The following is a 17,687-nucleotide window of genomic DNA, read 5'->3' as shown; positions in this document are numbered from 1 at the left end:
CAGCCTTTCACACCGCGCGGGTGAGGATCTTCAACACTTCCAGCGAGGTGGGCCGTGCGTCCGGGTCGTCCCCGTCGGCCTGCGCGAGCCGTACGTGCGCCTCGCGCGCGGCACGCACCGCCTCGGGCCACGCGTGGTGCTCCAGGTAGACCGAGACGGGGGCGTCGGGGCCGACCTGGTGGAGGATCCGGAGCACACGCAGCACGGCGAGGTCGACGAGGGCCGCCTCCTGCGAGTCGCGGAAGATCGTGCCGACGTACTTCTCCGCCGACCAGCTGTCGAGCCAGGTGTCCTCGACGAGCCGGTACACGGCGTCGGTGACGTCGCCGTACCCTTCGCCGCCGGCCAGCCAGGTGTCCTCGTGGAAGGCCGGGTCGGAAAGCATGTGCAGCGCCGAGCGCACGTTGCTGCGCCAGCGCCACCACGGCATGTCGTTCAGGGGCATGCCGCCCATGGTGGAGGAGCGGCCGCCGCGTTTGGAAGAGTTCTTCGAACCTTGGGCGAATGTCACGCTTGCGATCGTACGTTCCTGTTGAGTGCGATCTTGAAGCGCCCGCAAGGGACCGCGCCCCGGCAATTCACCTCGACGTCACTCGATGTTGCGTCCCTCTCACTCGGCAGTTATTCGTGAGGCGGAATGGTGCATGGACATGACCATCTCGCGACGCGCAGCATCGCTCTCCCGCACCTTCGTGGCCACGGCGATGGGTGCGAGCCTCGTGGCCGGATGCGGGGCGCTCCCCGGAGGCTCCGCGGCCTCCGGGGGCCCTGGAGCGACCATCACCGTCATGACCTTCGCCCCCGAGGGGACCAAGGCCACGAACATGCCGGGCATGACCGGAATGGCCAAGGCGTACGAGCGCTGGGTGAACGCCAACGGCGGCATCAACGGCCACAGACTTCGCGTACTGACCTGCAACGAGAAGAACACCCCCAGCGGCGCCGCCGACTGCGCCCGCAAGGCCGTCGCGGAGAAGGCCGTGGCCGTCGTCGGCTCCTACAGCCAGCACGGACGCGCCTTCATGGCCCCGCTGGAGACGGAGGGCATCCCCTTCATCGGCGGCTACGGCGTCTCCTCCGAGGAGTTCCAGTCCCCGCTCTCCTACCCGGTCAACGGCGGCCAGGCCGTCCTCATCGCCGGCGCCGGCCACCAGCTGGGACGCGTCTGCGACCAGGTGGCCCTCGTCCGCCCCGACACCATCCCGGGCGACATCCTGCCGGTCCTGCTCAACGCGGGACTGCGGGCGAACAAGATGGCCGACGCGGCCGACATCCGGGCCGCGGAGGACTCGGCCGACTTCATGCCGCAGGCCACCGAGGCCCTCGCGCACACCACCGGCACCGGCAAGGAGAAGGAAAAGGAGAAGGAGAAGGAGAAGGAGAAGGAGAAGGGCTGCGTCACCGCGATCCTCGGCGAGCGCACCGAGACGTTCTTCGACGCCTTCCGCCGCACCGAGCCGCAGCGCAAGAAGCCGCAGATCTCGTCCGTGCTGGGCAGTGTCAGCCAGTCCCTGGTGGACCGCACGGGCGGCCGGGAGAGCCCCTTCGAGGGCGCGTACCTCACGAGCTGGTACCCGGTGTCCTCCGATCCCGCCTGGGAGCCGATGCGCAAGGTCGTCACCGAGTTCGCCTTCGGCGACGACACCGTCGACCCCGACGACACCGGGGCGCAGACCACCTGGATCGCGTACACGGTGCTGAGCGAGATCGTGAAGCGCTTCGAGAAGGGCGAGGACATCGACGCCGGCAAGGTCAAGCGGTCGCTGAACGAGGCCCAGCCGGTCAGAACCGGCGGCCTCACTCCGGACCTGAGCTGGCGCTACCAGGACATGCGCGCCGTCGCCGGCTTCCCCCGCATCGTCAACGGGCAGGTCACCTTCCAGATCGTGCAGTCCGGGCGGCTCGTGGCGCAGCCCGGCGAGCAGAGCCTCGACATGACCAAGACGCTGGAGCAGGCCCCGCGCACGGCCTGACGGGGGCCGTCAGAGCTGGGACTTGTCGCGCTTGGTGAGTCCGTACTTGGCCGCGATCGTGTTCCACATGGTCGCGGCCGACTCCTTGGCCCTGGTCGCCTCGCCGCTCGACCTGTTGCCCGCGGCGGCGTTCTTGTTGGCCTTGGCCCTGCCGTCCTTGCACTTGTCGTCGTCGTCCACGTCGTCGGCCCAGGCGGCGTAGCTGTTGTCGGCGTCCGCCGACGCCTGCCAGGCCTTGGTCAGGGCGGCGGACAGCTTCGCGTGGTTGGGGAGCTTGTCGAGCTTCAACTCCTGCAGCCGGGTGATGAGTTCCTCGCGCTGTCGGGCCGCGTCACGCAGGTCCGAGGCGGCCTGGTCCAGGTTGGCGCAGTCCTTGACGTCCTCCACGGCCTTGATCACCGCTTCCCGGCTGTCGCCGCTGTCCGCGAGGAGCTTGTCCAATTGGACGGCCTGGGGGCGGGCCGGGTCGACCGGAGCCTCGGCGGGCCCGGCGGAACCGCCGCTCGCGGTCGGCGCGACGGGCACGGCACCCGGGTCGCTGTTCCGGGGCTTGCCCTCGGGGAGCAGCGTGCCGACGCCGAGGCCGACCACGGCGAGGCCGATGACGACGGCGCCGATGATCGCGGGCGAGACCTTGCGGGAGGGCTCCGCCGGCGGGGGCGGTGCGTACTGCTGGTGCGGGTGCTGCCGGTGGGCCGGGGGCGGTACGGGGCCCTGCCCGCGCGGCGGGTGGGGCCGCTGCGGGGGCCGGCCCCGCAGCACGGGCTCCTGCACGGGCGGCAGTTGCTGGGTGTGGCCGGCGGAGTCGTCGCTGCGGAACAGGCCGTCGAAGCCTTCGACGGCGGAGGCGGCGGCGGGGACCGGCGGGATGTGCTGCGTCGCCGCCTCCGCGTGCGCGGGGGCGGCCGGAGCCGCGGGGCCCGGGCCTGCCGGCACGGGGGGTATGTACTGCGTGGCGGCCTCGTCGTGGCCGGGGTGCGCCGGGACGGGCGGGATGTACTGGGTCGCCGCCTCCGCGTGCGCGGCGGGGGCCGGCGGGGCCGCCGGGGCGGCGGGGCCGGCCGGTACGGGCGGGATGTACTGGGTGGCGGCCTCGGGCAGCGGCGGATAGCCGTAGCCGTGCGGTGCGCCGGGTCCCTCGTAGCCGGGCCCGACCACGTGCCCGGGCGGGACCTCCGCGGCGGGGTAGGCCTGCGGGTAGCCGTAGGCCGCCCCGGGGTGCGCCTGCTCCGGCTGCCCCGGGTACGCCTGCTGCGGCTGCCCGGGGTACGCCTGCTCCGGGTACGCCTGCTGCGGCTGCTCTGAGTACGCCTGCTCCGGCTGCCCGGGGTACGCCTGCCCCGGGTACGCCTGCTCCGGGTACGCCTGCTGCGGCTGCCCCGGGTACGCCGGATGGCCGGACGCCGGGTCCGGATCCCACGGGGCACCGGGCTGAGGGGTGCCCCCTTGTCCGCTCTGCGTCACCGGGACTCCTTCTCCGACTCGCCCGACCGTACGGAACCGTCCGGCAACGCTACCTGCTCGCGGGGCCCGGCGGGGCGGGGCCGGGAGGGCCGGGACCGGGGGTGGGACGGGGCGCCGTCCGGGACTGCATGATTCGTGGCGCCCTGGGGCGGTCCAGCCGTACTGGTACCGGCCGCGCCACACATCACGTTTTGCGTCCCGACCGGCACCCCTCCCCCGTCCCTTCTCGCCGGCCCCGTCCGTCACCGCCGGCCCCGTCCGTAGCCGTCAGGCGACCCGGGCGGCGAACTCCCGGACCGACGCCTCCTCCCGGAACGGCTCCAGCCGGGACCTGAAGTCCTCCAGGTACTCCTTCCCCCGGTTCGAGCGCAGCCCCTCCAGCAGCTCCGCCCCTTGCGTGGCCGTCCGGCAGGCCTGTTCCACCTCCCGCTGCTGCACCTGCGCCGCGGCCAGCAGCAGCAGCCCGATGGCGCGGCGGCGCGCCTTGGCCGCCGGGAGGCCCCGCAGGGCCTCCTCGGCCTGCCTGGCCGCCGCGTCCGCCTGTCCCAGGTCCCGGTGGCAGTGGGCCAGTTCGTCCGCGAGGTAGGCCTCGTCGAAGTGGCGGATCCACACCGGGTCGTCGCCCGACTCCGGCTCCGCCCGCTCCAGTGCGCTCAGTGCCCGGGCGGACAGCACCCCCGTCGCCCGGCCGTCGCCCAGCAGCGCGTGCCCACGGGCCTCGGCGGCGTAGTACATGGCCTCGACCCGTGGGGTGACCTGCCCGCGGGTCCCCTCCTGTGCGGCCCGTGCCAGCTGCGCGATCTCCCGCGGGTTCCCGAGCTCCGCCGCGAGGTGGCTCATGGACGCCGCCAGCACGTAGCCCCCGTACGCGCGGTCCCCCGCCGCCTGGGCCAGTCGCAGCGCCTGGATGTAGTAGCGCTGCGCCAGGCCCGGCTGGCCGGTGTCCACCGCCATGTAGCCCGCCAGTTCCGTCAGCCGGGCCACCGCCGCGAAGAGGGCCCGGCCGACCGGTTCCCGGTAGGAGCCGCCGATCAGCCCCGACACCACCGAGTTGAGGTAGTGCACGACCACCGGCCGCACATGGCCGCTGCCGAAGCGGTGGTCGAGTTCCTTGAGGGCCTCGGTGGTCGCCCGTACCGCCTCCACGTCCGACATGCCGACGCGTGAGCCTCCGCTGCGGGCCACCTGCTGGTCGGCACCGGTGATCAGCCAGTCGCGGCTGGGTTCGACGAGGGCGGAGGCGGCCACGCTGGATCCGGAGAGGAAGTCGCGGCGGCCGACGTCGCTGCGCCACAGCTCGCAGACCTGCTCGATCGCACCGACGACGGTCGGGGAGAACTGCAGGCCGACGCCGGAGGCGAGGTTCTTCCCGTTGGCCATGCCGATCTCGTCGATGGTGACGGTCCGGCCGAGTTTGCGCCCGAGGGCCTCGGCGATGATGCCGGGTGCCCGGCCGCGCGGCTGCTGGCCGCGCAGCCAGCGGGCCACGGACGTCTTGTCGTAGCGGAGATCGAGGCCGTGTTCGGCCCCGCACATGTTCACGCGCCGGGCTAGCCCGGCGTTGGAGCACCCGGCTTCCTGGATGAGCGCCTGCAGCCGTTCGTTCGGCTGGCGGGCGACGAGAGGCCTGGCTGCCATGAAAACCCCCTGCTGACCGCGGGTGATCCGTTGGAATGATCACTTCCCGCCTGATGTGCGGAGAATCTTCCGCTCTGCGTCGTGTCGCTACCCAGCAACAGCGCCCCGGCCTCCTACGCGCCCCCACGCGTGCATCAGTGCGCCCCGCATGCAGGATCGATGCTCCGCTCGCGGGCGGGTTTACCCCCGTAACCCCGGGTGACCCGGGCAGTTGTGATGGGCGTGGAAGAGACCATGGGAGTCACGGAGACCGCACCCATCCCCAAGCAGCGCGGCGAGCAGCTGTTGGACCATGCCGTGCGGTACGTGGAAGAACGGCACTGGGATGTCTTCGCCGGCACCTGGTTGGAGCCGGGGGACGGCCGGGAGCTGTGCTCCTGCGGGGACTCGGACTGCCCGGCACCCGGTGCGCACCCGGCGGTGAAGGACTGGGCCTCGCACGCCACCGGCAGCGCGGTCCAGGTGCGCCGGGTCTGGGGCAGGCAGCCGCAGGCGTCGATCCTGCTGCCGACGGGCCGGACCTTCGACGCGCTGGACGTGCCGGACTCGGCCGGCTTCCTGGCGCTGGCCCGGCTGGAGCGGATGCAGCGCACCCTCGGCCCCGTCACGCTGACGCCCGACCACCGCATGCTGTTCTTCGTGCTGCCGGGCGCCGGGGTCAAGGTCGCGGACCTCGTACGGAAGCTGGGCTGGGTGCCGTCCGCGCTCGACCTCGCGGCCCGCGGTGAGGGTGAGTACGTCGCGGCCCCGCCCACCCGCTTCGGCGGCCGGGGCGCGGTCCAGTGGGCGCGCCGTCCCACGCCCGCGAACCGGTGGCTGCCGGACACGGAGGAGCTGATCGACGCGCTGGCGTACGCGTGCGGCAGCGAGGCGGCGGCGGAACGCAAGCGGCGCCAGGGGTGACACCGCGCCGGCGGTGCCGCTGCGGCCGCCCCTGTGCGCAAGCGCCCGGAAACTCATGACATAAGTAACTGACGAGGCCTCTCCCCCTCCTCCTATCGTGAGGAAGGAACGACCAACGGGGACGTGTGACGAGAGGCGGGCGCATGCCGGACCAGGGCAATGCGACGGGTGGAACGCACGGGACGGACGGCGCGCGAACCGCTCCGTCCGCCGTGCGCGTGGAAGGTCTGTGGAAGCGGTTCGGTGAGCAGGTCGCCGTCGCCGGCATCGACCTGGAGCTGCCCGCGGGGAAGTTCATCGGCCTGGTGGGGCCGAACGGCGCGGGCAAGACGACCACGCTGTCGATGGTGACCGGACTGCTGCGCCCCGACATGGGGCGGGTCGTCGTCGCGGGCCACGACGTATGGGCGGACCCGACCGAGGTGAAGGCGCGGATCGGCGTACTGCCCGAGGGGCTGCGCCTCTTCGAGCGGCTGTCGGGGCGTGAACTGCTCGGCTACATGGGCCGCTTGCGGGGGCTTGCGGGGGACGAGACCGACAAGCGGGCCACGCAGCTGCTGGAGATCCTCGACCTCGCCGGTTCGCAGCACAAGCTGGTCGTCGACTACTCGACCGGCATGCGCAAGAAGATCGGCCTGGCGGCGGCCCTGCTGCACAACCCCGAAGTGCTCTTCCTGGACGAGCCGTTCGAGGGCGTCGACCCGGTGTCGGCACAGACCATCCGCGGTGTGCTGGAGCGCTACACCTCCTCCGGTGCCACGGTCGTCTTCTCCTCCCACGTGATGGAACTCGTCGAGTCGCTGTGCGACTGGGTGGCCGTGATGGCCGCCGGCCGGATCCGCGCCGCGGGCCCGCTGGCCGACGTACGGGGCTCCGCGCCCTCCCTGCAGTCCGCCTTCCTCGAACTGGTCGGCGCGCACGGGCGGGACGCGGCCGGGGAATCCCTGGACTGGCTGGGCGGCAACTCCGGGACGGTCGCGCGATGAGCGCGCCCGCCGCTGCCGCCGGGGCCTCCGGCGCCGGGATCGCCCCCGGGGCCGCCGGAGCGTCCGCGTCCGCCGCACGGCCCGCGCTGACCCCGGTCTTCCTCCGCATCAAGCTGTCGCTGCTGCGCAACGGGCTGAAGGGCTCCTCGAAGCGCAAGGCCGCCTACTTCTCGACGCTGGCCTTCGCGCTGGTGGTCGGCTTCTTCATGACGCTCGGCCTGGGTCTGCTGCACGGCAACGCGCACGCGGGCACCGTCGTGGTCCTGCTGGCCGGGATCCTGGCGCTCGGCTGGGCCTTCATGCCGCTGTTCTTCCCGGCCGGGGACGAGACGTTGGACCCGAGCCGGCTGGTGATGCTGCCGCTGCGCCCGCGTCCTCTCATACGGGCCCTGCTCGCCACCTCGCTGGTCGGGATCGGACCGCTGTTCACGCTGTGCCTGGCGGTCGGCTCGGTGACAGCCGTCGCGCGCGGTGCCGCGGGGGCGGTGGCCGCCGTGATCGCCGTACCGCTCCTGCTGCTCGGGTGCGTGACCCTCGCGCGGGCCGTGGCGACGGCCAATGTGCGGCTGCTGACCAGCCGCAAGGGGCGCGACCTGGCACTCCTCAGCGGTCTGGTGATCGCGGTGGGCGCGCAGCTGGCCAACTTCGCCAGCCAGAGCCTCTTCCAGGCGGGCGGCGTGACGGCGCTGGAGCCCGTCGAGGCGGTGGTGCGGTGGCTGCCGCCGGCGACCGCCGTCGGCATGGTGGACTCGGTGGGCGAGGGCGCGTACGGCAGGGCGGCGGCCCAGCTGGTGCTGAGCGTGGCGGCCGTGACCGCTCTGCTGTGGTCCTGGGAGCGCAGCCTCACCAAGCTGATGGTCACACCGGACGGTTCGACGATCGCGGCCTCCGGGCCCGTGAAGAACCGCGGCGGTGCCGACGGCGGCTTCTGGTCGCTGCTGCCCGGTGGCCGGACGGGCGCCTCCATGCAGCGCACCCTGCGCTACGCCGTGCGTGACCCGAAGACCAAGTCGGCGTTCGTGACCGCGCTGGCGATCGGTGTGATCGTGCCCGTCTTCAACGCGTTGCAGGGCACCGGGTCGGTGTACCTCGGCAGCTTCGGCGCGGGCATGCTCGGTGTCCAGATGTACAACCAGTTCGGGCAGGACACCTCGGCGTTCTGGATGGTCGCGCAGACCATCTCCAGCACCCGTGACGCATACGTGGAGCTGCGTGCCCGTGCGGCCGCGCTGGCTCTGGTCATCCTCCCGTACACGGTCCTCGTCACGGCGGTCACCGCCGCCCTGGTGGACGACTGGCAGGCCTTCCCGGCCGGGGTGGGCGTGGCCCTCGCCCTGGTGGGCTCGATGCTGTGCACGGGGGCGCTGGCCTCGGCCCGCTTCCCGTACTCCATTCCGACGGACGGTGCCTTCAAGAACGTCGCCCCGGGACAGGGCGGGCTCGCCTGGGGCGGGATCGCCGCCGGAATGCTGATGTCGGCGCTGGTGAGCGCGCCGGTGATCGCCCTGACGATCTGGCTGAACATGGCCGAGCACCGGGACGTCTCGTGGATCGTGCTCCCGGTCGGGGTGGCCTGGGGCTGGCTGGCCGCCTGGGCGGGGCTGCGGCTCGCGGCGCCGACGGTGGCGCGGAAGCTGCCGGAGATCCTGGCGGCGGTGAGCAAGGGCTGACCGGCCGCCGCACCGGAACGGGCCGGTCCCCGCTCCCCCCGGGAACCATGACGGGCGCCCTGACACCCCCCGAACACCCCGCTGACATCCCCCTGACCTGACCGGTCCGGCCCGGTCCGGTGTTCGCTGGTCAGGGGGTGGGGGCGGGGATGTCGTCCAGGAAGGGTTCCAGGGCGGCGCGCCAGGCCGCCGGCTGGTCGTAGTGGAGGTAGTGACCGGCATCGGGGATCTCCGCGTACCGGCCGGCCGGGAGGACCCGGACCATCTCCTGGGCCTCGGCGCGGCCCAGCTCGCCGTCCAGGCCGCGGACCACGAGGGTGGGGCAGCGGACCTGGGCCAGCTCCTCCCAGTGGGCGTCGTGGACCCAGGTCTCGCGGGCCCTCAGCATCTGGCGGCGGGAGAAAAACGGGCGCCAGCCGTCCGCGGCCTCGTGCATGACCTCGGCGAAGAAGGCGCCGCGGCCGGGGTCGGGCCGCTCCACGCGGGGGTCGTCCTCGCCGAACCAGCGGCGGGCGGCGTCCTGGCTGGGGAAGGGCAGGGGCCACAGGCGGAACCAGTCCTCCCATTCGCGCTGGGAGGCCGCGCCGAGGGCCGAGGCGCGCATGTCGCAGATGACGAGGGCCGCGACCAGGTCGGGGCGGCGGGCGGCGAGCTGCCAGGCGGTGAGCGCTCCCATGGAGTGGCCGATCAGGGTCACGGGGGCAAGGCCGAGCTGTTCCACGGCGGCCTCGGCGTCGGCCACGAAGGCCTCGCGGCCCAGCGCGGTGTGCGGGGCGGCGCCGGCCGGCGGGCGGGCGCTGTGCCCGTGGCCGCGCTGGTCCAGGGCCACGACGCGGCGCCGCTCGGCGAGCCAGTGGGCGGTACCCGCCCAGTGGGAGGCGCGGCCCATCAGGCCGTGCAGTAACAGCACACCGGGGCGGGGGTCCGCTTCCGCTGCGGCGGCCGGTTCTCGGAACTGCCAGGCGGCCAGACGGACACCTTCGGCTCCCGTCACATCGATGCGCTGTACCACCGCAGATGCACCCCCTTCGCTCCCCGCCAGACTATCGAACCCCCATTCGAAAACGGGGTTCTCGCCCACAACACCGCTCTTTCGAGTGACCTTGCTCAAGGATTGGCCGCCGCTGCCGATGGAGATCCTTTCAACAGGGAGGCGGGCCGCTCGGGGAAGACGGTCCGAAGGGAAGACCTTGAGAGCTCGGGGCTCCAGGTCGCACAGGGGAGGACCGGTCCCGGCGCCGCGAGGCGCCGGGACCGCCCACATCGAGACCGGTACGTACGGGCGAGGACCCCGCGGACTGCACAGGATGCACGGGCTGCGCGGGCTGCAGGATCAGCGCCCCAGGATCAGCGCCTCAGGATCAGCGCTTCGCCACGAACACGTGCGAGGCGATCTCCGCCTCCAGCTCGGCCGCCTCACCACCGCTCCCGACCAGGACACCGCCCGGGGACTCGGTCACACTCACCACCGAGCCCGGCTGTACGCCCGCACGACGCAGCGTGTACATCAGCTGGGCGTCCGTCTGGATCGGCTCCCCGATGCGCCGCACGACCACCGTCTTGCCCTCGGTGCCCGGGTCGAGCTCGGACAGGCTGATCATGCCGTCCTCCAGGAACGGCTCCGCCTCGGCCTTCTCCCCCAGCTCCTCCAGCCCGGGGATCGGGTTCCCGTACGGCGACTCGGTCGGATGGCGCAGCAGCTCCAGCACGCGCCGCTCCACCGCCTCGCTCATCACGTGCTCCCACCGGCAGGCCTCGGCGTGGACCTGCTCCCACTCCAGGCCGATGACGTCGACGAGCAGGCACTCGGCGAGCCGGTGCTTGCGCATGACGCGCGTCGCCAGCCGCCGACCCTCGTCGGTCAGCTCCAGGTGCCGGTCGGCGGCGACGGCCACCAGGCCGTCCCGCTCCATACGCGCCACCGTCTGGCTCACCGTCGGCCCGCTCTGGTCCAGCCTCTCGGCGATGCGGGCGCGCATGGGTACCACGCCTTCCTCTTCCAGCTCGAGGATGGTGCGGAGATACATCTCCGTGGTATCGATCAGTCCGGACATTCGTGCCCCTCGGATTGCGTGCGCTGGCCCTGCCCCCAATTCTGACGCATCGGGCCGACAACCGTCCCGTGCCGAGGGCCAATACCGCCCGCGGACATCCTCCCGCCCTGGGGACACGGGATTGACGGCCGTATTGACAGGCCCTTGGTCCAGACCGCACGGTGAGCGGCGGACACGGACGCACCCCACCTCTGGAAGGGCCTTCGGCGCATGAGCGAGAGCAAGCTGGCCGGTCAGTTCTTCGACGCCGCCATCGGCCTGCTGGAGCGGGTACGGGACGAGGAGGCCCCGCACATCGCCGAGGCCGGCACCCTCGTCGCCGACGCCGTCGCCGCCGGGAACCGCCTCTTCGCCTTCGGCGCCGGACACTCCTCGCTGCCCGCCCAGGACGTCGTCTACCGGGCCGGCGGCCTGGCCCTGATGAACTTCCTCGCCGTCCCCGGCACGGCCGGCGTCGACGTCATGCCCGCCACCCTGGGCAGCGCCCTGGAACGGGTCGACGGCCTCGCCGGAGCCGTCCTCGACAGCAGCCCCGCCTCCGACGGCGACGTCCTCGTGATCATCTCGCTCTCCGGGCGCAACGCCCTGCCGGTCGAGATGGCCATGAACGCCCGCGCCATCGGCCTCAAGGTCATCGGCGTGACCTCGGTCGCCTACGCCACCGGCACCAGGTCCCGGCACGCCTCCGGCACCTTCCTCAAGGACCACTGCGACGTCGTCCTCGACAGCAAGATCGCGGTCGGTGACGCCGAGCTGAGCCTCGACGGCATCGACGCCCCCTTCGCCCCCGCCTCCACCGTCGTCACCAGCGCGATCATGCAGGCGGTCATGGCGACGGCCGCCGGGGAGCTCGCCGCCCGCGGCCTGGAGCCCCCGCTGCTGCGCTCGGGCAACGTCGACGGCGGCCACGAGTGGAACGGCCGCGTGATGCAGGAGTACGGCGACCGGATCTTCTTCCGCCACTAGGGCCTGTATTGAGTTGCCCCGCGGCGTCGCGACGCCCGGTGCGCACCCTCGGCGCACGAGCCGAATGTCCTAGTAGCTCCGCTACGAGGATATTCGTCCCGCACGCCGAGGGCACGCACCGAACGCCGCTCCTTGCTCCACGGGGCAACTCAATACAGGCCCTAGCGTGTAGAGGACGCGGCTGCCGTCGCCGAAGACGATCTGCGCGACCGACCGGCCGCCGTTGTGCGTGTCGCCCTCGCCGAGCGCGAGCCGCTCCGCCCTGAGGCCCTGCGGCCGTCCGGCGATCAGCCCCGGCAACGCGGCGAAGTGGTCGCCTACTTCGCGCAGCAGGGCGAGGACGTACCGGGCCGCCGCCTCCAGGCTGCGGTCGACCTGGTGGAAGAGCTGCGGGTAGGCGGCGAGCAGGTGCCGGTGTCCGGCCTCGCTGTTGGTCCACCGGCGGAAGGAGGCGTACCGCTCCTGCGGGGTGTCACCGTCGAGGAGGTCCTGCGAACGGTGCCGGCGGAGCTCCTCGACCAGGGTCCGGACCATCAGGGTCGGCCCGTGGCAGGGGTGGTGGGGTCGCCCGTCGCGGGGGCGGTGGGGGGTGTCGCCAGGTCCAGGTCCGCCGCGACACGGGCCGCGACCTCCTCCGCGTACGCCGCGTCCGCGCGCTCGAACGCCACCCGCGAAGGCCCCCGCAGGAACGTCAACGCGCCCAGGGTCCGCCCCCGGCTGCGCAGCACCGTGCACAGCACGTGCGCCGCGCCCTCGGGCCACTGCCGGGCCCGCGCCCACTCCGCGTCCGCCTCACCTCGCGGGGCACTGGTGCGCACCGAGCCGATCCGGTCCAGCGCCTGCAGCGCCGGATGCCCGGCCGGGTACCGCACGGGGATCGAACCGGGCCCCGGCAGCGCGGGCGGCGACGCGGCGCACCGTACGAGCCGACGCCGCTCGGAGTCGGCCGCGGGGTCCAGCACGTCCAGCAGCGCGTGCTCGGCGAAGCCGGCGAGCGCGAAGTCCAGGCGTACGCCGGCCGCCTCCACCGGGTCCTCGCACTCGGCGGCGGCCCGCCCGGCACGGTGGAGCTGATGGGACCGGAACCGCGCCTGCGCCGCGTCGAGCTGCTCCTGGCGGGCCTCGGTGACGTCCTGGATCAGCCAGCCGACCCCCAGCGGCACCGGTTCCTCCGCGAGCGGCGAGGCCAGCCGCAGGAACCCGCACCGCCAGCACCGGCGCCGCACGCCCTCCGCGGTGCGCACCGCCACCCACATCTCGACGGGCGCGGGCGGCGCCCCCTCGGCGAGCACGTGCTGCAGCGCCCCCTCCAGCTCTTCGACCCCCTGGGTCAGCAACTCCCCCAGGGGCCGGCCGAGCAGGGCGGTACGGCCGGTCCCGAAGGCCCGCGCCGCGTGCGCGTTGACCACGGCGGGCCGCAGGTCGACGTCGACGAGGACGACACCCCAGGAGGCGTCCTCCATCAGGGCCTCGCTCAGCGCGATGGACCGCTCCAGGTCGATCTGCGCGTGCACCTCGCTGAAGGCGCAGTACACCCCCGCGGGGGAGCCGTCCGCGCCCGGCACCCCGGCGGACTGCGTCCGCACGAGGACGCGCCCGCCGTCCTTGGTGAGCAGCGCGAACTCGTGGACCTGCCGTCCGGGCACGTGCTGGGCGGACATCAGCCTGTCCTGCACGTCCTGCGCGTCGGCGGCCCGCACCGCCCACCCCTCGAACCCCTTGCGCCCCACGGCCTCCCCGGCCGACCAGCCCAGGATCCGCTCGGCCTCCCGGTTCCAGTGGGTGATCACCCCGTCGGAATCGAAGGCGCACAGCGCGGCGTCCATCCCGTCCAGCAGCGCGGCGAGCAGATCGTCGGCGGTCTCGTCACGTCCGGAAGCACTCACCTGGAACCCCCAGCAGGTGTTCGCGTATGCGGCACGTCAGATCATTGAACTCGAACGTGACCCACACCACACCGCATTCAGGGAAATCGACGTGTGCCGCCACATCTGACGCAACACCGCCCCACCGGTCACACGTTCGAGCGATCTCGCCCGGACCAGCGGCCGGCACCGCATCACGACGCCGACCGGCCGCTCTGACGTCCCGCACCGGAAATTCGATTGAGCACGCAGCGCGGGCCTGCCTAGAGTGGGCCCACGCTGAAAGGAGGTGATCCCGGAAATGTACGAACTCCGGACGCGCGAGGTGGCTGCGGGCTAGGGCCCGTCGTCAGCAACGCACCCAGTGCGGTGCCCGGCGGATCGCCCGGCACCAATCCCGAGCAGTCACCCGACCCGCGGGCTCGCCGGTACGTCCGGCCGGCTCCTCTCACTGCAGGAGAGGAACCCGAGCCCGCGGGTCGTCTGCGTCTATGTCCACGTCTGCACGCCCGCTACGGGCACAGACGCTCCAGGCGCCACTTCTCGCCCTCCAGCACGTAGTGGAGCCGGTCGTGCAGCCGGTTCTCGTGGCCCTGCCAGAACTCGACCTCCTGCGGCACCACCCGCAGCCCGCCCCACTCCGGCGGCACCGGCACCTGCTCGCCCTCCGGATACCGCTCCGCGAGCTCGGCGTAGCGGCGGTCCAGCTCCGCCCGGGAGCCGATCACGCTCGACTGCTCGCTCGCCCAGGCCCCCAGCTGCGAGCCGTGCGGCCGGGACCGGAAGTACGCCGCCGTCTCGTCGCGGCCGATACGGGCCGCCGTACCGGTGACGATCACCTGACGGGCGATGGGGTGCCAGGGGAACAGCAGCGCCACGTGCGGGTTCCCGGCGAGCTCCCGGCCCTTGCGGGACGCGTAGTTCGTGAAGAAAACGAAGCCCCGGCTGTCGAACTGCTTCAGCAGCACCGTGCGCGAGCTGGGCCGGCCGTCGGGAGTGGCCGTCGAGACGACCATGGCGTTCGGTTCGAAGAGGTGCGAGTCGGCCGCCTGCTGGAACCACCGGGCGAACTGCTCCATCGGGTCCTCGGCGAGGCTGTCCTCGTGGACGATCTCCGAGCGGTACTGCTTGCGCATCATGGCGGGGTCAATGTCCTGATCGGTCACGCGAGCCATCCTGCCGCAGGTGGACCGGTGACGGTGTGCCGTATGTCACGCTTCCGCAGCCGGGGCGCAGCGGCCAAAATCTTGGGGCCGGTCCGAAGGTCCCCGCACGGGTGACCAACGGCCGTGCCGGGCATCAACGGGGATGACCGCGCCGGACCGCGAGTCACGCCGGGAGCCGCGCGTGTTCGCACTATCTGAGGAGCCGCCTGATGTCCGACTTCGTACCCGGGCTCGAAGGGGTCGTCGCGTTCGAGACGGAGATCGCCGAACCCGACAAGGAAGGCGGATCGCTCCGCTACCGGGGCGTCGACATCGAAGACCTGGTCGGCCACGTCTCCTTCGGGAACGTCTGGGGCCTGCTGGTCGACGGTGCCTTCAACCCCGGCCTGCCGGCCGCCGAGCCCTTCCCCATCCCGGTCCACTCCGGTGACATCCGCGTCGACGTCCAGTCCGCGCTCGCGATGCTCGCCCCCGTGTGGGGCCTGAAACCGCTGCTGGACATCGACGTGCAGACCGCCCGCGACGACCTGGCGCGCGCGGCCGTGATGGCGCTGTCGTACGTCGCCCAGTCCGCCCGCGGCCAGGGCCTGCCCATGGTCCCGCAGCGCGAGATCGACAAGGCCGAGTCCGTCGTCGAGCGGTTCATGATCCGCTGGCGCGGTGAGCCGGACCCCAAGCACGTCAAGGCCGTCGACGCCTACTGGACCTCCGCCGCCGAGCACGGGATGAACGCCTCCACGTTCACCGCGCGCGTCATCGCCTCCACCGGTGCCGACGTGGCCGCCGCCCTGTCGGGCGCCGTCGGCGCCATGTCGGGCCCGCTGCACGGCGGCGCACCGTCCCGCGTGCTCGGCATGATCGAGGAGATCGAGCGCACCGGCGACGCCGTCGCGTACGTGAGGAAGGCCCTCGACAAGGGCGAGCGCCTGATGGGCTTCGGGCACCGCGTCTACCGCGCCGAGGACCCCCGCGCCCGCGTCCTGCGACGCACCGCCAAGGAGCTCGACGCGCCGCGCTACGAAGTGGCGGCCGCGCTGGAGAAGGCCGCCCTGGAGGAGCTGCACGCCCGTCGTCCCGACCGGGTCCTCGCCACCAACGTGGAGTTCTGGGCGGCGATCATGCTGGACTTCGCCGAGGTCCCGGCGCACATGTTCACCTCCATGTTCAGCTGCGCCCGTACCGCCGGCTGGTCGGCGCACATCCTGGAGCAGAAGCGCACCGGCCGGCTGGTCCGCCCGTCGGCCCGCTACACGGGACCGGGCCGACGCGACCCGCAGGAGATCGAGGGCTACGCGGACATCGCCGAGACCGCCTGACCGGCCCCGGCCGCCCGTCACCGCGGGGCGCCGCGACCCGGAGTCCTCCGGATCGCGGCGCCCCCGGCACGTTCTGAGACCCTCCGCCGGAGCACCCGCGCACAAGGTCCCCGCACCTCGTCCCCGCACCCCGGCCCCGGCCCCGGCCCCGGCAGCCTCAGCCCAGGGCCGCGTCCAGGATGCGCGACCACTGGGCCACGACACGGGCCCGGCGGGCCTCGTCGTCGGTCAGGACGTTCGCCAGACCCAGGCCCCGAGCCATGTCGAGGAGGCCCTGCACGGTCTCCCGTACCCCCGGCACCGCCTCGTCGGCGCCGAGCAGCTCCACGGCGATGCGGTGGGTCTCGCGGCCGACCCGGGCCTCCAGCTCGGTGACCCGCGGGCGCAGCTGCTCCTCGTTGGAGGCGGCCACCCACAGTTGGAGCGCGGCCCGGAAGAGGGCGCCCGTGTACAGGTCGACCAGCGCCTCCACCACGGCCGGGCGGGCGGCCGGGCCGGCCTGGAAGAGGTCGCGCAGGGCCGTGGAGCGTTCCTCGGCGACGTACTCGACGGCTGCGGTGAACAGGTCCTCGCGGGTCGGGAAGTGGTGCTGGGCGGCCCCGCGGGACACGCCGGCGCGCTCGGCGACGACGGAGACGGTGGAACCGGCCCAGCCGTGCTCCGCCAGGCAGGACACGGCCGCCTCCAGGAGGTGGCGGCGGGTGACGCGGCTGCGCGCCTGCTTGGGGCCCGTCTCGGCCGTGGTCGTGCCGGTCACAGCGCCCATGACGGGTCCCGGCGCTCGAAACGGGCGGTGATGCCCTCGCGGGCCTCGGCGGAGGCGAAGTGGTGCGCGGACAGCTCGGTGAGCGCGGCGCCGTCCTGCGCGAGAGCCGCACGTACGGGCGCGGTGACCAGTCGCTTGGTCGCGGCGAGCGCCTGGGGGCCGGCCTTGCGCAGGCCCGCGAGGACGGGCGCGAGGGCCTCGTCGACGTCGTCACCGTGGAGGGTGAGCAGGCCGATCCGTGCGGCCTCGGCGGCGTCGAACGCCTCGGCGGTCAGGAAGTACCGGGCGGCGGCACGAGGGTCGAGGCGGGGCAGGAGCGGTGCGGAGATGACGGCGGGGACCACGCCCAGGTGGGTCTCGGTGAAGGCGTACGAGGACCGGGGCCCGGCGGCGGCGATGTCGCACACGCCCAGCAGGCCGAGGCCGCCGGCCCGGACGTGGCCGGTGACGCGGGCGACGACGGGCCGGGGCAGCTCGGCGATCTCGCGGAGCAGGGCCACGAAGTCGGCCGGGGCGGAAGGGGACTTGAGGTCGGCCCCGGAGCAGAACGTACTGCCGGTGTGGGTGAGGACGACGGCGCGCACGGCCGGGTCCGCGCCGGCCACGGCGAAGGCGGCGCGGAGCTCGGCGACGAGCTCCGCGGAGAGCGCGTTGCGGTTGGCCGGGGAGTCGAGGGTGAGGGTGGTGACTGCGGCCGCCGTGGTGGCGTGGACGGGTGTGGCCATGGCTCCTCCGGAGCGGTCGGCGGGATGGGCGGGGTCCTCCGGGGGAGGGTATGCGGTGGCCCCTGCGGGGTTGCTGCGCAGGGCTCGGCGGTGTCCTGAGCGGGGTTGCTGCGCAGGGCTCGGCGGTGTCCTGAGCGGGGTTGCTGCGCAGGGCTCGGCGGTGTCCTGAGCGGGGTTGCTGCGCAGGGCTCGGCG

16 protein-coding genes are annotated in these 17,687 nt (G+C 73.1%); 6 read left to right on the top strand and 10 right to left on the bottom strand.

Features of this window, described 5'->3' with window-relative positions:
• Positions 1-7: 7 nt before the first annotated feature.
• Positions 8-454 (bottom strand): hypothetical protein, encoded by a 447-nt coding sequence (locus tag ACIPXC_RS13385; RefSeq protein WP_401616767.1) that lies wholly within the window; start codon positions 452-454, stop codon positions 8-10.
• Positions 455-650: 196 nt separating this feature from the next.
• Between ACIPXC_RS13385 and ACIPXC_RS13380 the strand changes: the two genes are divergently transcribed.
• Positions 651-1,973 carry an ABC transporter substrate-binding protein gene (locus ACIPXC_RS13380; RefSeq protein ID WP_401616482.1) on the top strand — a complete coding sequence of 441 codons (1,323 nt, stop codon included), beginning with the start codon at positions 651-653 and terminating at the stop codon, positions 1,971-1,973.
• Between the two features lie 9 nt (positions 1,974-1,982).
• On the opposite strand, the gene ACIPXC_RS13375 is transcribed toward ACIPXC_RS13380, so the two are convergent.
• Both ACIPXC_RS13375 and ACIPXC_RS13370 read right to left on the bottom strand, forming a co-directional pair.
• Positions 1,983-3,437, bottom strand: a complete 1,455-nt coding sequence (locus ACIPXC_RS13375) for a hypothetical protein (RefSeq protein ID WP_401616480.1) — start codon at positions 3,435-3,437, stop codon at positions 1,983-1,985.
• Positions 3,438-3,704: 267 nt separating this feature from the next.
• Positions 3,705-5,075, bottom strand: a complete 1,371-nt coding sequence (locus ACIPXC_RS13370; RefSeq protein ID WP_401616478.1) for a transcriptional regulator — start codon at positions 5,073-5,075, stop codon at positions 3,705-3,707.
• A 222-nt stretch (positions 5,076-5,297) separates the two neighbouring features.
• Between ACIPXC_RS13370 and ACIPXC_RS13365 the strand changes: the two genes are divergently transcribed.
• The 3 genes from ACIPXC_RS13365 to ACIPXC_RS13355 all read left to right on the top strand — a co-directional run bounded on the left by ACIPXC_RS13365 (position 5,298) and on the right by ACIPXC_RS13355 (position 8,634).
• Positions 5,298-5,978, top strand: coding sequence for a bifunctional DNA primase/polymerase (locus ACIPXC_RS13365; RefSeq protein WP_401616476.1), 681 nt, complete (start codon positions 5,298-5,300; stop codon positions 5,976-5,978).
• Positions 5,979-6,121: 143 nt separating this feature from the next.
• Positions 6,122-6,964: an ABC transporter ATP-binding protein gene (locus ACIPXC_RS13360; protein WP_401616475.1), complete on the top strand. Its 843-nt coding sequence runs from the start codon at positions 6,122-6,124 to the stop codon at positions 6,962-6,964.
• Positions 6,961-8,634, top strand: coding sequence for a transporter (locus tag ACIPXC_RS13355; protein WP_401616473.1), 1,674 nt, complete (start codon positions 6,961-6,963; stop codon positions 8,632-8,634). The genes ACIPXC_RS13360 and ACIPXC_RS13355 overlap by 4 nt, the downstream gene beginning before the upstream one ends.
• A gap of 130 nt (positions 8,635-8,764) precedes the next feature.
• On the opposite strand, the gene ACIPXC_RS13350 is transcribed toward ACIPXC_RS13355, so the two are convergent.
• Together ACIPXC_RS13350 and ACIPXC_RS13345 are read right to left on the bottom strand one after the other, a co-directional pair.
• Positions 8,765-9,646, bottom strand: a complete 882-nt coding sequence (locus tag ACIPXC_RS13350) for an alpha/beta fold hydrolase (RefSeq protein ID WP_401616471.1) — start codon at positions 9,644-9,646, stop codon at positions 8,765-8,767.
• Positions 9,647-9,995: 349 nt separating this feature from the next.
• Positions 9,996-10,688 carry a metal-dependent transcriptional regulator gene (locus ACIPXC_RS13345; protein ID WP_401616469.1) on the bottom strand — a complete coding sequence of 231 codons (693 nt, stop codon included), beginning with the start codon at positions 10,686-10,688 and terminating at the stop codon, positions 9,996-9,998.
• A gap of 210 nt (positions 10,689-10,898) precedes the next feature.
• On the opposite strand from ACIPXC_RS13345, the gene ACIPXC_RS13340 reads away from it, so the two are divergent.
• Complete coding sequence (locus tag ACIPXC_RS13340) at positions 10,899-11,654, top strand: SIS domain-containing protein (protein ID WP_030964728.1); 756 nt, start codon at positions 10,899-10,901, stop codon at positions 11,652-11,654.
• Between the two features lie 81 nt (positions 11,655-11,735).
• On the opposite strand, the gene ACIPXC_RS13335 is transcribed toward ACIPXC_RS13340, so the two are convergent.
• From ACIPXC_RS13335 to pdxH, 3 genes are all read right to left on the bottom strand, one after another.
• A complete protein-coding gene (locus ACIPXC_RS13335) occupies positions 11,736-12,188 on the bottom strand; it encodes a DUF4135 domain-containing protein (RefSeq protein ID WP_401616467.1) in 453 nt (150 codons plus the stop codon).
• Positions 12,188-13,540 (bottom strand): PAS domain-containing protein, encoded by a 1,353-nt coding sequence (locus ACIPXC_RS13330; RefSeq protein WP_401616466.1) that lies wholly within the window; start codon positions 13,538-13,540, stop codon positions 12,188-12,190. The genes ACIPXC_RS13335 and ACIPXC_RS13330 overlap by 1 nt, the downstream gene beginning before the upstream one ends.
• Positions 13,541-14,031: 491 nt before the next feature.
• Positions 14,032-14,694, bottom strand: coding sequence for a pyridoxamine 5'-phosphate oxidase (gene pdxH, locus ACIPXC_RS13325; RefSeq protein ID WP_401616464.1), 663 nt, complete (start codon positions 14,692-14,694; stop codon positions 14,032-14,034).
• A gap of 200 nt (positions 14,695-14,894) precedes the next feature.
• Between pdxH and ACIPXC_RS13320 the strand changes: the two genes are divergently transcribed.
• Positions 14,895-16,001, top strand: a complete 1,107-nt coding sequence (locus ACIPXC_RS13320; RefSeq protein WP_401616462.1) for a citrate synthase 2 — start codon at positions 14,895-14,897, stop codon at positions 15,999-16,001.
• Between the two features lie 157 nt (positions 16,002-16,158).
• On the opposite strand, the gene ACIPXC_RS13315 is transcribed toward ACIPXC_RS13320, so the two are convergent.
• Together ACIPXC_RS13315 and ACIPXC_RS13310 are read right to left on the bottom strand one after the other, a co-directional pair.
• Positions 16,159-16,767 (bottom strand): TetR/AcrR family transcriptional regulator, encoded by a 609-nt coding sequence (locus ACIPXC_RS13315; RefSeq protein WP_401616460.1) that lies wholly within the window; start codon positions 16,765-16,767, stop codon positions 16,159-16,161.
• The gene (locus ACIPXC_RS13310; RefSeq protein ID WP_401616458.1) at positions 16,755-17,492 is read right to left on the bottom strand and encodes an enoyl-CoA hydratase family protein; all 738 of its coding nucleotides are present in this window, start codon (positions 17,490-17,492) and stop codon (positions 16,755-16,757) included. Before ACIPXC_RS13310 ends, ACIPXC_RS13315 begins: the two co-directional genes overlap by 13 nt.
• Positions 17,493-17,687: the final 195 nt, after the last annotated feature.

The sequence above is a fragment of the Streptomyces sp. NPDC090021 genome, assembly GCF_044748225.1.
GTDB lineage: Bacteria > Actinomycetota > Actinomycetes > Streptomycetales > Streptomycetaceae > Streptomyces.
This window is presented reverse-complemented; position numbering and strand designations above follow the sequence as displayed.

What these genes read in the sequence shown, in the direction of transcription:
- ACIPXC_RS13345 (WP_401616469.1), bottom strand. Translation starts at nt 10,688, where the DNA reads ATGTCCGGACTGATCGATACCACGGAGATGTATCTCCGCACCATCCTC.
- ACIPXC_RS13355 (WP_401616473.1), top strand. Translation starts at nt 6,961, where the DNA reads ATGAGCGCGCCCGCCGCTGCCGCCGGGGCCTCCGGCGCCGGGATCGCC.
- ACIPXC_RS13340 (WP_030964728.1), top strand. Translation starts at nt 10,899, where the DNA reads ATGAGCGAGAGCAAGCTGGCCGGTCAGTTCTTCGACGCCGCCATCGGC.
- ACIPXC_RS13370 (WP_401616478.1), bottom strand. Translation starts at nt 5,075, where the DNA reads ATGGCAGCCAGGCCTCTCGTCGCCCGCCAGCCGAACGAACGGCTGCAG.
- ACIPXC_RS13310 (WP_401616458.1), bottom strand. Translation starts at nt 17,492, where the DNA reads ATGGCCACACCCGTCCACGCCACCACGGCGGCCGCAGTCACCACCCTC.
- ACIPXC_RS13315 (WP_401616460.1), bottom strand. Translation starts at nt 16,767, where the DNA reads ATGGGCGCTGTGACCGGCACGACCACGGCCGAGACGGGCCCCAAGCAG.
- ACIPXC_RS13385 (WP_401616767.1), bottom strand. Translation starts at nt 454, where the DNA reads ATGGGCGGCATGCCCCTGAACGACATGCCGTGGTGGCGCTGGCGCAGC.
- pdxH (WP_401616464.1), bottom strand. Translation starts at nt 14,694, where the DNA reads ATGGCTCGCGTGACCGATCAGGACATTGACCCCGCCATGATGCGCAAG.
- ACIPXC_RS13335 (WP_401616467.1), bottom strand. Translation starts at nt 12,188, where the DNA reads ATGGTCCGGACCCTGGTCGAGGAGCTCCGCCGGCACCGTTCGCAGGAC.
- ACIPXC_RS13380 (WP_401616482.1), top strand. Translation starts at nt 651, where the DNA reads ATGACCATCTCGCGACGCGCAGCATCGCTCTCCCGCACCTTCGTGGCC.
- ACIPXC_RS13320 (WP_401616462.1), top strand. Translation starts at nt 14,895, where the DNA reads ATGTCCGACTTCGTACCCGGGCTCGAAGGGGTCGTCGCGTTCGAGACG.
- ACIPXC_RS13360 (WP_401616475.1), top strand. Translation starts at nt 6,122, where the DNA reads ATGCCGGACCAGGGCAATGCGACGGGTGGAACGCACGGGACGGACGGC.